Source organism: Enterococcus sp. AZ048 (genome assembly GCF_051715125.1).
GTDB classification, from domain to species: Bacteria; Bacillota; Bacilli; order Lactobacillales; family Enterococcaceae; genus Enterococcus_A; species Enterococcus_A gilvus.
Genome location: NZ_JBIOTD010000001.1, coordinates 477,062 through 490,454 on the forward strand (window position 1 = coordinate 477,062; position 13,393 = coordinate 490,454).

At 45.2% G+C, this 13,393-nt stretch carries 8 protein-coding genes; 3 read left to right on the forward strand and 5 right to left on the reverse strand.

Going from position 1 to position 13,393, the window contains the following annotated elements; all coding sequences use genetic code 11:
* Window positions 1–5: 5 nt before the first annotated feature.
* The 4 genes from buk to IGI66_RS02465 all read right to left on the reverse strand — a co-directional run bounded on the left by buk (window position 6) and on the right by IGI66_RS02465 (window position 4,270).
* Window positions 6–1,115, reverse strand: coding sequence for a butyrate kinase (gene buk / locus IGI66_RS02450; protein WP_438847383.1), 1,110 nt, complete (start codon window positions 1,113–1,115; stop codon window positions 6–8).
* On the reverse strand, window positions 1,108–2,394 hold the full coding sequence (locus IGI66_RS02455) for an MFS transporter (RefSeq protein WP_114523872.1): 1,287 nt from the start codon (window positions 2,392–2,394) through the stop codon (window positions 1,108–1,110). The genes buk and IGI66_RS02455 overlap by 8 nt, the downstream gene beginning before the upstream one ends.
* A 761-nt stretch (window positions 2,395–3,155) precedes the next feature.
* Window positions 3,156–3,704 carry a chromate transporter gene (locus tag IGI66_RS02460; RefSeq protein ID WP_114523873.1) on the reverse strand — a complete coding sequence of 183 codons (549 nt, stop codon included), beginning with the start codon at window positions 3,702–3,704 and terminating at the stop codon, window positions 3,156–3,158.
* A gap of 2 nt (window positions 3,705–3,706) precedes the next feature.
* Complete coding sequence (locus tag IGI66_RS02465) at window positions 3,707–4,270, reverse strand: chromate transporter (protein WP_301517021.1); 564 nt, start codon at window positions 4,268–4,270, stop codon at window positions 3,707–3,709.
* Window positions 4,271–4,381: 111 nt separating this feature from the next.
* On the opposite strand from IGI66_RS02465, the gene IGI66_RS02470 reads away from it, so the two are divergent.
* Window positions 4,382–5,266, forward strand: a complete 885-nt coding sequence (locus IGI66_RS02470) for a LysR family transcriptional regulator (RefSeq protein ID WP_438847386.1) — start codon at window positions 4,382–4,384, stop codon at window positions 5,264–5,266.
* A 59-nt stretch (window positions 5,267–5,325) separates the two neighbouring features.
* The gene (locus IGI66_RS02475) at window positions 5,326–6,033 is read left to right on the forward strand and encodes a DUF975 family protein (protein WP_086306133.1); all 708 of its coding nucleotides are present in this window, start codon (window positions 5,326–5,328) and stop codon (window positions 6,031–6,033) included.
* A 46-nt stretch (window positions 6,034–6,079) separates the two neighbouring features.
* On the opposite strand, the gene IGI66_RS02480 is transcribed toward IGI66_RS02475, so the two are convergent.
* A complete protein-coding gene (locus IGI66_RS02480; RefSeq protein WP_438847388.1) occupies window positions 6,080–7,549 on the reverse strand; it encodes a helix-turn-helix domain-containing protein in 1,470 nt (489 codons plus the stop codon).
* A gap of 824 nt (window positions 7,550–8,373) precedes the next feature.
* Between IGI66_RS02480 and IGI66_RS02485 the strand changes: the two genes are divergently transcribed.
* Window positions 8,374–13,272: a SpaA isopeptide-forming pilin-related protein gene (locus IGI66_RS02485; protein ID WP_438847390.1), complete on the forward strand. Its 4,899-nt coding sequence runs from the start codon at window positions 8,374–8,376 to the stop codon at window positions 13,270–13,272.
* Window positions 13,273–13,393: the final 121 nt, after the last annotated feature.

A 13,393-nucleotide genomic window follows, 5' to 3' on the forward strand; every position in this document is an offset into this window, starting at 1 on the left:
TTGCGTTAAGAAACGACTGCTTCGATATCAGGATTTTCGTATTCGATCACATCGATTTTTCCTAATAGGGCATTGAGTGCGCCTAGAGCCAACCCTTCACTTTCCAATTCACCGCCAAACACCAGGACAGGAGCAAACCGCTCGATTTTTTCAATGATTTTTTTGGTGATCATGTTCGAATGGGCGATCCCTCCGGTTAGAATAATGTAATCTGTCTGTCCATCTAGACACGCGGTGTATCCGCCGATTTCTTTGGCGATCTGCCAAACGAATGCCTTCAGGATCAGTGTTGCCTTCTCGTCTCCTTCCTCAACTAATTTTTCAACCTTCCGCATATCTGAAGTGCCTAGATGGGCTTTGATCCCGCCTTCTTGCCGAACCAATTTTAGTATTTCTTCTTCTGTTAAATTTGTGTGGAAGCAGCGTTGGATCAACTGCTTCAAGGGCAATTGGCCCACGCGGTTTGGGGACATAGGGCCTTCGCCGTTGATGCAATTGTTTCCGTCGATGATCCGTCCATTTAGGTGGGCACTGACTGAAACACCGGCACCCATGTGGCAAATGACCAAACGAGAGGTTTCATAGCTTTTCCCGAGATCCGCCATCAATTTGCGACCGACTGTTTTTGCATTCAGCACATGGATGATCGGGATTCGTTCAAAGGTCGGATGCCCCGCGATCTTTGCTTCTGGAATCAATTCATTCACATTCGGCGGGTCCGTTAGATAGATCGGCAATCCTCGGTTGTCATCTAATTCGACAGCCAGCAAGTTGACGATCTGTGTGCCGTGATAAAAATTTGGGATCGCTGCGATTTTTTGTTTGGATTCTTGGATCGCCACGTCATTGATATGGTAAGTTCCGCCTTTGGTAGCACAATCCAAGCTGCATCCCCGCAAAGCAAAGCAATCAAAGTCGTCGATCGAGAGTCCGCGTTCAGAAAGCCAAGACAAGACGACCTGCTTGCGGTAGCCGATTTGTCCGAGAGCTGTCGGGTAATCCTGCAGCACTTCCCTCGGATGGTGGATATTGGTTTCTTCGATTCGTTTAGTATCTTCAAAGATCGCTATTTTGGTCGAGGTCCCGCCGAGATTCAGAACTAAGATTTTAGGCATTTTCGATCACATCCTCGTCTGCTTTTTTCTTTTGATCAGAGGTTTCGATGGTGATGATCTTCGGCGCCATTTTCAGCCCAATCAGCAGGAGTGAAAGACCGATGAAGGCCAGAAAGACTTGGAAAATAAACCCGGTCCGAAGACTCCCAGTGATGCGGTCGATTTGTCCCATGATGATCGGCATGACCGCTTTGCTCAAATAATTGGCGGATGCAAATTGCGCGACAATCTTGGTGTAGTCTTTCGTTCCGAAGCCGACAGTCGTGATCGTAGGCGGAAACGAATTGGATGCCGGCGCGCTAAGAGCGATAAAGGCGATGGTCAAGGCTGTTAAAAGGAAGCTAGTATTCGGAAAAGTCGCCATCAGGGAAGTGCCGATCATAAATGAGATCAAGATATACGAAATATAGATCCGGATACCGAAACGCTCAGCGATCATTCCTGAGAGCATGATAAAGACAGCACCTACGAGATTCGTGATACTTGTGATGTTCGTTGATTGAAGATGTGTCATGCCAGACGCTTGGAAGAAGGAAGGTGCAAAGGAAGAAAAACCAGTAAAGAGCATGCTGATCAATAAGATCGCGACCCACCATAGTTTGAAGGTAGGGGTTTGTTTTGCTTCAGCCAACGTTAAACCAGTTGACTCTGAACTTGTTTTTTCTAATTCTTCTTGCTTCTCCCAGCCAAGGGGCTTCATCTTTTTTTGTTCGGGCAGCCGGATCAAAAAGAGATTCGGTACGATCCCTAAAACCAAAATGACTGCTGCTAAAATAAAATAGGACGTCCGCCAACCAAAATTTTCGATCAGTTGTCCCGCGACAAACATCGCGATAGCCGAGCCAAAGCCCGCGCCGCCAAATACTAAACCGATGACCGTCGAACGTTTTTCGATGAACCAAGCAGAAATGATCGAGGCCACCGCGACATTCGTACCAAACCCCATGACAAAGCCGGCCATGACGCCGCCGATCCAAAACCAGGAAACATGCGGGGCAAAGCCAAAAACAACATAGTGAAGGGCACAAACAACACTGGACAGATACAACGTCCGCTTGGGTGTCAGGGCGGTGATCAGCTTAGACGCGAACAGACTGCACACGAAAGCACCGCCAGTAGCGGTCGTGACCACCAGAGAGACGTCGCTCAAAGGCGAATTCAGTGTTTTGGCGATATGAGGCATAAAGACACCAATACACCCTAAAAAACCTAAATGCGTCAGCATAACGATGAAGGAACCAAAGGCTACACGATAGCCATAAAATAGTTTTGACTGCATATAGGAACTCCTTTCTTTAAAAAAGAAGAGTGTTCATACCTAGATGGATGATATTCAATTGTAAAGTGACGTCGAGGAGTGAAGACTCTTCATATGAGACATCGCTAAATAAAGGATAATGGGAAAATAAGTGACGATTGCAGAACGACATCTATGTGATCGGATGACAATCGTTGAAAAAAGATTGGGATGACAATCTTTTTAATAAGTGAGGGCTGTCAAAAGGAGACAGCATAAAACTATGGAATGTTGCGCGTATCGTTGTGGTCTTGTTTCTACTTGAATTGTACTATGCCGCATTTAAAATTACAATCGCTATTTAGCAATCTGAAAGTGTTGCTTTTCACAAAAAGCTCCTATTTGTTTTTATTATAGGGATGATAAGTGGATTATATTGTGAAACAAATGAGGTTAATGTCGATTTGACAGGAATTAAATAACGATTCGTAAGATAAGGAAGGAACCGGATGAATTCTTTTGATGATGGAGGAAAGGGGATCGCTCTACTGAGAGAACTCAGTTAAATAATCTTTCTTGCAATAAATAATAAAAATAGTAATAAACCGAGAGGGTTTAGAAAAATTGTGAAAGTTGTTTCATTTATCGTCACTTTTTTTCGAGTTATTTTTCTGTTAGCAGGTTGAAAATTCGTTTTATTGGTATTTTTGTACTGTGAGAGCAGTCAAGAAACACAAAAAATCGAAGAGACAATTTTTCCATAAGAAAAAAGTCCCTTCGACCCTAGTTTATCTAGTGAAGGATCAATAGATAAAGAAGCCGACAACTCCGGCGAAGCACATCAAGAGGATCGGGTTGGGCTTGAACTTGCGCAGCAGGATCAGGGAAACAAGAAACAGGATCGCGGCCTTCCAATCAAAGTGGGCGAGCAGACTGCTGGAAAAGTCAGAGGTCTCAAAAAAGGTCAGGAGCAGGATCGTGAACCCTGCGGACATGATCAAGCCTACGGAGGAGGCCTTCAAGCTTTTCAAGGCGGTGGAAACATAAAGGGAGTCTTGGTGCTTTTGGAAAAATTGATACAGGCCGATAGAGATGAGGCAGCCGCCTAAAATACATCCGACAGTAGCTACGATAGCGCCAGTGATCCCGTTTAGCTGCATCCCCACGAAGGTAGACGTATTGACGGCTAATGGCCCGGGCGTCATTTGCGAAATCGTGATGATGTCACTGAAGACTTTTTCACTGAGCCAACCTTGCTGCGTGACGACTTGCTCCTGGATCAGCGGAATGATGGCATACCCGCCGCCGATACTGAATAAGCCGATTTTTAAAAATGTCCAGAATAATTCCATGATCAGACCTCCCTTGTTTGCTGTTGGCGATAGGTGTGAAGGAGACAGATCCCGACACTGAATACTAAAATATAGACCACATTCAAGTTGAAAAAGGCATTTGCGATGAAGGCGACAGGCACCAGTAAACTCAATAATTTAGAGTTTTCTTGTCGGATCAATTGATACATATCGATCACCAAATCAATGATCAGAGCCGTGACACAGGCCTGCATGCCTTTTAGGACAGCCATCACCGTTACATTGGCCGCAAAAGCCGCATACCAATTTGAGATCAATCCTAAAATGACGAGCGGCGGAATGATGGCACAGATGGCGCTGATGAAGACACCCGGCATTCCCGCGACTTTTTTTCCGGCTAATACGCTTAGATTGATGGCGATCGCACCGGGAGAGGACTGCGCCACTGCCGCCATTTCGATCAATTCATCGTTGGAGAACAGGTCTTTTCCTTCGACATAATACTTCCGAATCATGGGGACTACCACATAGCCGCCGCCAAAGGTGAAGGTACTGATGAATAAATTGATTCCTGCTAGCCATAAATAAAATTTGAGTTTTGTCATGGAAAGCCCCTTTCTTACTGCTTTCTCTCTAGTATATCGGTTGGATTGCCATGTGTGAAATGATACTATTAAGCTATAGACATGAATGGAATTCATGGGAAGGAGGCATGTATGAATTACAAGCAATGTGTCATTTTTCGCGAGATTGCGAAAACGCAAAATTTTACCAAGGCGGCTAATCAGCTATATATGACGCAATCGGCCATTTCTCATGCAGTCAAAGATTTGGAGGAGGAGGCGGGGACACAGCTTTTTGAACGACTGCACCGCAGTGTCAAGCTGACGCCTGCTGGCACGTTGTTTTTGCGGGAGATCCAGCCGATCATAGAAGCCTTTGAATCTGTAGAGGCGCGCTTGCCCAGTCTGGAAAAGCAGCCGCCGGTAACGATCGCTTCGTGCATCACCTATGCGCAGATCGCCTTGCCCCAATTGCTGCACTGCTTCACGAAGACGCATCCAGACGTTCATTTTAAGGTGCAGGTCTTTCCAGCTTCTGAATCGATCACTCGGCTGGAAAGCGGAGAGGCAGATCTGGCCTTTATTGAAGGGCATGTCTTGCAGAGCTCTTTTCAAGCGAAAAAGATCGCGGAGTATCGCCTCTGTGTCGTCGCCGCGCCCGCAGCAGAAGTGACTGAAGTCAGCTTTGCGGAGCTCTTGCAGCAGCCGTTGCTTCTTCGTGAACGCGGGAGTGCTGTTCGGGAAACGTTTGAGTCTGCGGCGGTATTAAAAGGCTACAAGCTTTTTCCAATTTGGGAGAGCATTGATTCGCAGGCGCTTCTTTCAGCGGTCAAAGGGGGATTCGGTCTCTCTGTGTTGCCGTATCCCTTGGTTCAAGAAGCGATCCAGCAGGGGAAAGTGAAGGAAGTAAAGGTCAAAGACTGGCGCTCGGTCAATGATATTTCTGTCGTGATGCGAAAGAGCCGCTACCATTCTCAGGTGTTGTCTGAATTTTGGCAGGCACTGGATGCAGTGGATGAATTGCCGCCAAATGTTTAAATCACTTTCTAAAAAATCCACAATAGATTAAACTATTGGATAGAAAGGGGTTATTATTTATGAAGACGACTGCTGAATTAAAAGCAGAAGCGAAAGAAGCGTTGAGAGGGAAATGGGGGCAAGCGGTTATTTTGAATCTTATCCCAACATTGTTGACGGTAGCGATAGTATTTTTCTTCCTGCTATCCGGCGTGATCGCCTACATTATCCATGGCGGAGGAGATAGCACCAGTATGTTCTCCTATGCTTCGGATTACAATCAAAGCAGTGCGAGTGGCGGAGGAACCGGGATCATTTCCTCGATCATCAGTGCATTGTTCATGAGTGGGATTTCTTGGACTTATTTAGATTTATTACGGGGAGACCGCACGCATATCGAACCATTGAAGGATGCATTTCGTGGATTCCAAGGCGTATTCCTTGGCGGAGTGATCTTGTTAGCCTTGCTTACGAGCATTTTTACTTCTTTATGGACACTGCTATTTATCATTCCGGGGATCGTAAAAGCGTACGCGTATTCTCAAAGCTACTTTATCTACTATGATCAGATCCAACAAACGGGAGAAAAACCGAAAGTATTGGATACGATCACTGCAAGCCGCCGCTTGATGGACGGTCACAAGGGCCGCCTCTTCTGGCTGGACGTGACATTTATCGGCTGGTACCTTGTCACAGCGTTGACATTAGGGATCGCTTATTTATGGTTGGCACCGTATATCTCAGCTACTAAAGCTGCCTTTTATGAAGACTTACAACAAAATATCTAACAAAAACGCCTGTGCTCAATGGAAATGTTGAGTACAGGCATTTTTTTTATGAGGCAAATCTTTTTTTATTTTGAATAGACAGTAACAGCGGCAGCAGATCCGTTTCGTAATTGGTATTTAAAATATTCAATAGGTAATGGGCCGCGTTTTGTTTGGGGAGAAGCTCTTTAAAGGTCGTGATGAAGAGGTCGATCTGATCATTGGGCTGTGGCTGAAAGACGATCTCGATGAACGTGAGACTTTGCAGGTATTTGATGACATGCTGCAGGTACAGATAATTGGGGATCGACACGAGGCCGACGCGAATCTTTTCATCTGTGACGAAAAATAGCGGCAACAGACTCAAGCAAAGCGTTTTGGCTAAGGAGTCGAGGACGTTCTCCAGCCAAGCAAGCTGTCTGCGGCGACTAAGTTTTTTTACCGCTGCTTTGATCGCCGGATAGAGTTCGCCGTATAATTCCGAGTCTACGAATTTTTCTTTGCTGCCGGTTTCAAACAGCAGCGGGATCTCCTTTTTCTGGATCGAATAGCTTAAAAACGTTCGGGCGACGTTGTTCAGCAGCATCCGTTCCTCCTGCTCCCCTAGCACTCCTTGCAGCAGTTCGCAGGAGCAGTAGCGATAGAAGCTGTCGATCGCCAAACACAAGGGGTCGCGTTCCTCCACGTTCTTTGTGTAATAAAACATCAAAGGATTGGAGGAAGGGTGCTGATTCTTTGCTTCGTAGGGGTAGTAATAGAAAAGATAATTAAAAAATTCCACTTGATGCGTGATCGCTTCAGCCGTCTTCAGTTGGTTGTTCAAATAATTCTCTAGCAGCGGCGTGATCTGAGAAAACAAGAGGTCATCAAAAGGCAGTGCGGTCAAGTGCTTCTGTTGCGTATTACGCAAACGGGAAACGCAAAGCATGAGCCGAACCAGTTTAGGATGGAGAGGCAGGTGGAAAACGTCCATCAAATCCCGGACCAGATTGTCCTCTGGTGTGAAATCCATGGCGCATGTATTGAGATCATCCCCAAACGATGCCGACCACAGCGTCTTGATGTAAAACATTCGAATGACCGCTTCGTGACCGATCAATGCCATCTTCGCCAAATTCGTACGAATATTGCATTCTTCCAAATAGTTTGTTAAGGGGCGCATTTGTTTTAAAACGGTCATTTCCTTCACTCCATGTTCTTCGCAAAAGCTGTGGAGGCTTTTATCTGGGTGAAACAAGGAGGAAAGTAAAAAGCGATACGGCAGCGAGTGCTTGACTTGTGTGATCAGAAAGTTATTGGAACGAGTGGGCGTGCTTTCCCAATAAATAGTAGAAGAATTAATGAACAGGGGCTCTTCGTGAATGGCAAGGAGTGTGTCGTTGATCTCCTGCAACATGTTTAAAAAGGACTGGTAGCTGCAATCTAGCTGTTGACTGAGGCTTTGAACGGAATACTCGCCGGCGGGATACCCTTCCATCAGCTGGAAGAAATGAATCTTCTTCTGCTGCTGGCGGGTCAAGAAGAGTTCTCTAAACATAAGAGCCACACCTTTCTATGCAATTTATTCGCTGTTCTTTTTAGACATCTAAGAAAAAGTGTCTAGAAAATCAGCGATTAGTTACTTAATTAAAACTTATTTATAGGTTGATTCTAGCATAGCTGAAGGCCGTTCTTTTTTCTTAGAAATGATGAGTTTATTGGAACGTTCGGTTATTCATGCAATCGTTTTACGGAAGTGTGAGCGGTATGGCTGTAGCGGCAAAATCGCGGACGAAAACATCCAATCTTGTTAAAATGTTCGCTCCTTTTTAGCAAACACCATAATCATTATTTTTCCCCTTAAATTTGGGCTGTCAAACGGAGCGTGAGGAGCAACTTTTTTTATTATTAAGTAAATAGAAAAGCTGCTATAAGTTATTTATAACGTTATGCCGCTTTTCAGCAAGATTCCACGTGCAAAGCGTCACAGAATAGGCAAAAGGCGCGCCTGTTTTTAACGTCTACTGAATTAAACTATGATCATTAGGGAAGCACATTGAAGGATGAGGTGCTCTTTATTCTATAGGATAGAGAGCACCTTTTTGCTTGTCTAAAGGACCTGTTTTTGTACCTGTCACCACTCCTCTTCTTTTTTATCTAGATTTGTTGTAGGTATGTTCAAAATTTAACACAGTGTGTGCCAATTTATGACGTTGTTTTACAATTGACATTGTTTTATAATTTATTGATTACTAAAAGTTTATTTTTAGGTATTTATATAATGAAAATAAAGCAAAAAACGTCTAATGTAACGGAAAGATAATGGTTCGAAAAATGATATCGGTTTCGTTGATTAGCGAGTTAGGGAAGGTGTTCATAAAAATGAAAAAGAAATTAGTTGTGGTTGGGTTGGTAATGTTACTTGTTCTTCAAATACTTAGTCCAACCTTTGCTTATGCACAAGGGACCACAGAATCAACGACGCAGTCGGCGAAGAAGGAGAGCCTCTCTTCAGCGGTGAAACCACCGGCGGCAAGTGCGTCGACCGCAGCAACGTCAGCAACGTCAGCAACGTCAGCAACGACAGCAACAACAACGACTTCAAGCAGCAAAGACCAAACGGCTGACGGCAACAGCACGGGGTCTTCCGCAGAAGCCACGCAAGCAACAACGGCGTCAACAACAAAAGAAGCAGCAAAGAAACAAGCGCGTGCAGCTATCGCGGACAATATTTTCAGTTCGGTAAAAATGTACAAAATCAATGGGGATGAAGTAAAGCCGAATGACACGCTGCCCGATATGACCGGGATCAAGCTAGCATTGAAATTCTCGTTCTCTAATAAGAATTATCAGACTGGAGATACCTTCACGACACAATTGCCTGCTCAAGTAGCTATCGCAAAAGATTTATCTGGCGATTTTAGTCCAATGACTTCGGCAAAATGGACGATCGATGCGGCGACGAAGAAATTAACGATCACTTTTTTAGAGGACAATGTTTCCTCAGAAGTTTATGATTTGACGTTGACTACGTCTTTGGAAAAGGTCAACGGCATTGACGAAGAGAACCAGAAAGTCGTTTTTGACACGGCACCCACACCAACGACCTTCTCGATCGATGTGACATCTAGTGTTGATCCAGGGAAAAATACCACTGCCCTCACTATGGATACATTGAATCCGAAGAAGGCGACGATCACTTCCGCGTTCAATTTGGATCGGACGGATAATAACGATCGGATGTACCAAGTGGAAGGCTATAACTATGGCAGCAAAATGAGCTTTGAGTCTGTCAATGTCTATTCCAGCGATGTCGATTTCAATGGCACGCTGGTGGGCAGCAAAACATTATTAACAAAAGACGTTGATTATACCATTACCTATAAAAATGCAGACAGCAATCGACCTGTCGCAGAAATCAAGCTGCTGAAGTCCATCGGGAAAAAAGCGGTCATCGCAGAATCGGTCGTATCCGGTATTGACGGCAACAATTATGTTGATGAATCTGTCGCGGGAAATGAATACAATTATTTTTATGCGTATTCTTATACCAATGAAAATGGCACTCAGTTGAATTACACCAATGCGAGCAAAGCGTTTGTGACGCTGCAGCCGTTAGAAGCAAAAGGAAAGATCAATCCAGACACAGGAAACATTGACTGGGAAATCAACTACAACTTTAATGAGCAGCCGCTGACGACTTCTTCTCAGTTGCTCGCCAATTTGAAAGACCAAGGTGTCGAACTGATTGACGGTTCGATCAGTATTGAAAAAGTTAAATTTAATTATACGAGTGAAAACAATTACGAGGTCGTTTCTGAAGGCGAGGGCACCTCTGACTTTACGATCACGCCTGATGGGAAGGATTCCTTGAGCTTTACGCCTAAGTCGGCGACGACACAAGCGTACATCGTTCGATATTCGACTAAAATTACCGATCCTACTGAACGCGTCATCAAGAACAAAGTAACGAATGGGACGGTAACAAAAGAAGCGCAAGTGAGTCTTATTCCGAATCTATTGTCAAAAGAAGCGGGGACCATCGACATCTTCAATCGTACGATGGAATGGAAGATCACGGTCAATGCTGAAAAATACAAGATGACAAATCCAGTGGTGCATGACTACTTCATTGGTGCGGTCAAGGACTATACAGGATTAACGATCAGCAAGAAAATCTCTGACACGGAATCGGTGCCGTTAGTTGAGAATGTGGACTATAAAGTCACTAAATTTGATGAAAATGGGTCGCCGGTTGGTGCCAAGCCAAATGTCAATGGCGCTCCAGATAGCTTCAATGGCGGTGTGCGTATTGATTTCCTAGGGGATTACAACGAGCTGAAGGATACCTTAGTCATCACGATCAAAACGAAGATCGAAACCTCTGCTGAGAAAACCGAGATCAAAAACAAGGCGACGTTGAACTACGGTAATTCTCCAGGCGTCATCGAGTATGATGCGAAAGGGACATTTACTGATCCGTACTACACAGGCGGGGCAAAATTGGCCCAGACAGCAAGTACTTCTGGCGATTATCTTTATCAAAACTGGCTAGTCTTTGTAAATTCGACCGGAGCCAACTTCAACTTAACGAAGATGCAAGATAGTCTGCCAGCAGGAACAGAACTTGTGCCAGGCTCACTCCGCTTTGAAGAAGTGACCAGTCAATCAATGATCGACAACATCCAGCGTTACCTTGGGACGGACTACAATCTGGTCCCAGAAAATTCCGACGCCTACCCAACGAAGATCGATACGGAGAACAATCAGGTCAATCTGGAATTTGGCAATTTAGGCGCCAAACGGGTATACGTGAAATACCGAACCAGAGTCAAACGCGACTGGTATGTCTACAATCGCTTAGACAACGTTGCAAAAGTTACCTATGACGACAAGACACCAGCGGAATACAAAGCAAGCGTGTATGCCTACAATTATGAGTACGCGCTATTGAAGTCCGTTGCCAAAGACCCAGTAAAAGAAAATGTAGCGAACTGGACCGTGACCACGAGAAACATTACAGCAGGCATGCCTGTCCAAGATCCTGAGATCACGGACACATTGACTCCTGGAACGACGAATGCGGCCTATGATCCCACTTCTTTTGTTGTGACGGATACGGCGACTGGTGAAAAGATCAGCACCGACCATTACCGCTTGTCCTTTACAGGAAATACGTTCAAAATTGCGTTTTCTGATTACAAAGCAGAGAGCAACATTCAAGTAAAATACAATACCGTCAGTGAATTTCCAGGCGGAGTAAAAAACAATTCTCAAGTGAATTCTTCAAGCTATGGCGCGCTGAATGCCTATTACCGCCAAGCCAATACGGCTGTCAATCTAAGCTTTACAAACGGCAGCGGAACGGGTGTGGTGAAAACTGCGGACCTAGACGTGTTGAAAGTGAATGAGAAGGATCAAGGGTTAGCAGGTGCGACCTTTGAGATCCTTAAAGAAGACGGAACAGAAACAGGCTTGAAAGCAGATACGGATGCCGAGGGCAAACTGTCCTTTACAGGCTTGCCGCTGGGCGAGTACTTGCTGAAGGAAAGCAAAGCACCAAACGGCTACGAGATCAATCCAGAGTATAAAGATGGAAAAGCGATCACGTTGACAGAGAATATGGCGGCGATCAAAGTCGTTAATAAAGAAACGGTCGCAAACAGTGTCGAGCTGACTAAAACGGATGAACAAACGAAAGACGTCTTAGCAGGTGCAAAATTCCGTCTAGAAAAAGCGGATGGCACTGTCATCAGCGAGAACCACGAAACAGGAACTGACGGACGCTTCACCGTGAAGGATCTGACGATCGGAGACTACCAATTTGTGGAGACTGAAGCACCGACAGGCTACGCGCTGAATAAGACACCTGTGACCTTCTCGATCACCGAACGTCAAGGTCAAGTTGTCAATGTGACGAAAACCAACACCTTGTCAACTGGGTCAGTTATTTTGACTAAAGTGGACGAGCAGTCGAAGGAAACACTAAAAGGCGCGACCTTCCAATTACAAGACAAGGCTGGAAAGACGCTGCAAGAGGATCTGATCACGGACGGCAACGGGAAATTAGAAGTTGCAGATTTGGCTCCTGGAGATTACCAATTTGTGGAGACCCAAGCACCAACGGGTTACGAGAAAGACGCGTCACCATTAGAATTCACGATCACGAAAGCTCAGTCTAAAGCCGCAGAAGTAGAGAAAACCAATGCGAAGACACCTGTGAAACCCGGATCGATCACCTTAACGAAGACGGACGAAAAAACGGGAGAAGCATTGTCTGGTGCGACCTTTGAGCTGAAAAATGAGAAAGGGACTGTGTTAGAGTCTGATCTTGTGACCGACAAATCAGGGGAAATCGTCCTTAAAACACAGGCGCCCGGCACCTATCAATTGGTTGAGACAGAAGCACCAACAGGCTACGTGAAGGATACGACGCCCGTGACCTTTACAGTGAAGGATCAAGCAGAAACGATCGAACTTAAAAAGACCAATAAGGCCATCGTCACTGGCGCAGTGATTTTAGAAAAAATCGATGAAGCGACGAAACAGCCTCTACCTGGCGCAGAATTTAAGTTACAAACGCAAGAAGGCAAAACGATCAAAATAGGCAAGGCAGATGCTAGTGGAGACAAAGTTATGAGAACGGACGACAATGGCCGTCTAGCAGTGGAAAAATTGGCCCCAGGCAAGTACCAATTTGTGGAAACCAAAGCGCCAGCCGGGTATCAACTGGATGACAAGCCTGTGACATTTACCATCAAAGCAGGCCAAACAAGTCCAGTACACGTAACGAAAACGAATAAGGGCAAGACGATCGATGGTCTTACTTGTACCGTGGCATTGAGAAAAATAGACAGCAAAACGGGTGAAGGCTTAGCCGACGCGACGTTTGCTTTGCAAGACCAACGAGGCAACGTCTTAAAAGAAAATTTGAAGACTGATAAAACAGGGACGCTTGTTGTATCGGACTTGGAACCAGGAAAGTATCAACTAGCAGAGACAGAGGCTCCTAAGGGCTATATCTTGAACACGAAACCAGTGACCTTCCAATTGACGACTGCGAAGAAACGAGTAGTGACAGTCAGAAAGGAAAACGTCAAGAAACGGACGAGTGCTAAAGAGAAGGGCGGAACGCAAACGACTTACGGAAGCAATTACAGTGGTCGTAACCATACGTATCTGCCTAAAACAGGCGAACAAAAATCAATGATCCTAGTGATCATCGGTGTTGTCGTGTTGCTTCTTTTAGCAGGGATCGTCTACATCAAACGTAAAAAATAAGTAACCAAAGATCCGGCTAGTCGACAGACTGGTCGGATCTTTGTCTCTCAGGGCAGCACATGGTATCTTTAAAGGAAATGAAAACGGAGATCGGTCAGGAAAGAATCTGACGTGGTTCTAT

Excerpts from the sequence above, each read along its gene's own strand:
- buk (WP_438847383.1), bottom strand. The coding sequence starts at position 1,115 with ATGCCTAAAATCTTAGTTCTGAATCTCGGCGGGACCTCGACCAAAATA.
- IGI66_RS02455 (WP_114523872.1), bottom strand. The coding sequence starts at position 2,394 with ATGCAGTCAAAACTATTTTATGGCTATCGTGTAGCCTTTGGTTCCTTC.
- IGI66_RS02460 (WP_114523873.1), bottom strand. The coding sequence starts at position 3,704 with ATGGAATTATTCTGGACATTTTTAAAAATCGGCTTATTCAGTATCGGC.
- IGI66_RS02465 (WP_301517021.1), bottom strand. The coding sequence starts at position 4,270 with ATGACAAAACTCAAATTTTATTTATGGCTAGCAGGAATCAATTTATTC.
- IGI66_RS02470 (WP_438847386.1), top strand. The coding sequence starts at position 4,382 with ATGAATTACAAGCAATGTGTCATTTTTCGCGAGATTGCGAAAACGCAA.
- IGI66_RS02475 (WP_086306133.1), top strand. The coding sequence starts at position 5,326 with ATGAAGACGACTGCTGAATTAAAAGCAGAAGCGAAAGAAGCGTTGAGA.
- IGI66_RS02480 (WP_438847388.1), bottom strand. The coding sequence starts at position 7,549 with ATGTTTAGAGAACTCTTCTTGACCCGCCAGCAGCAGAAGAAGATTCAT.
- IGI66_RS02485 (WP_438847390.1), top strand. The coding sequence starts at position 8,374 with ATGAAAAAGAAATTAGTTGTGGTTGGGTTGGTAATGTTACTTGTTCTT.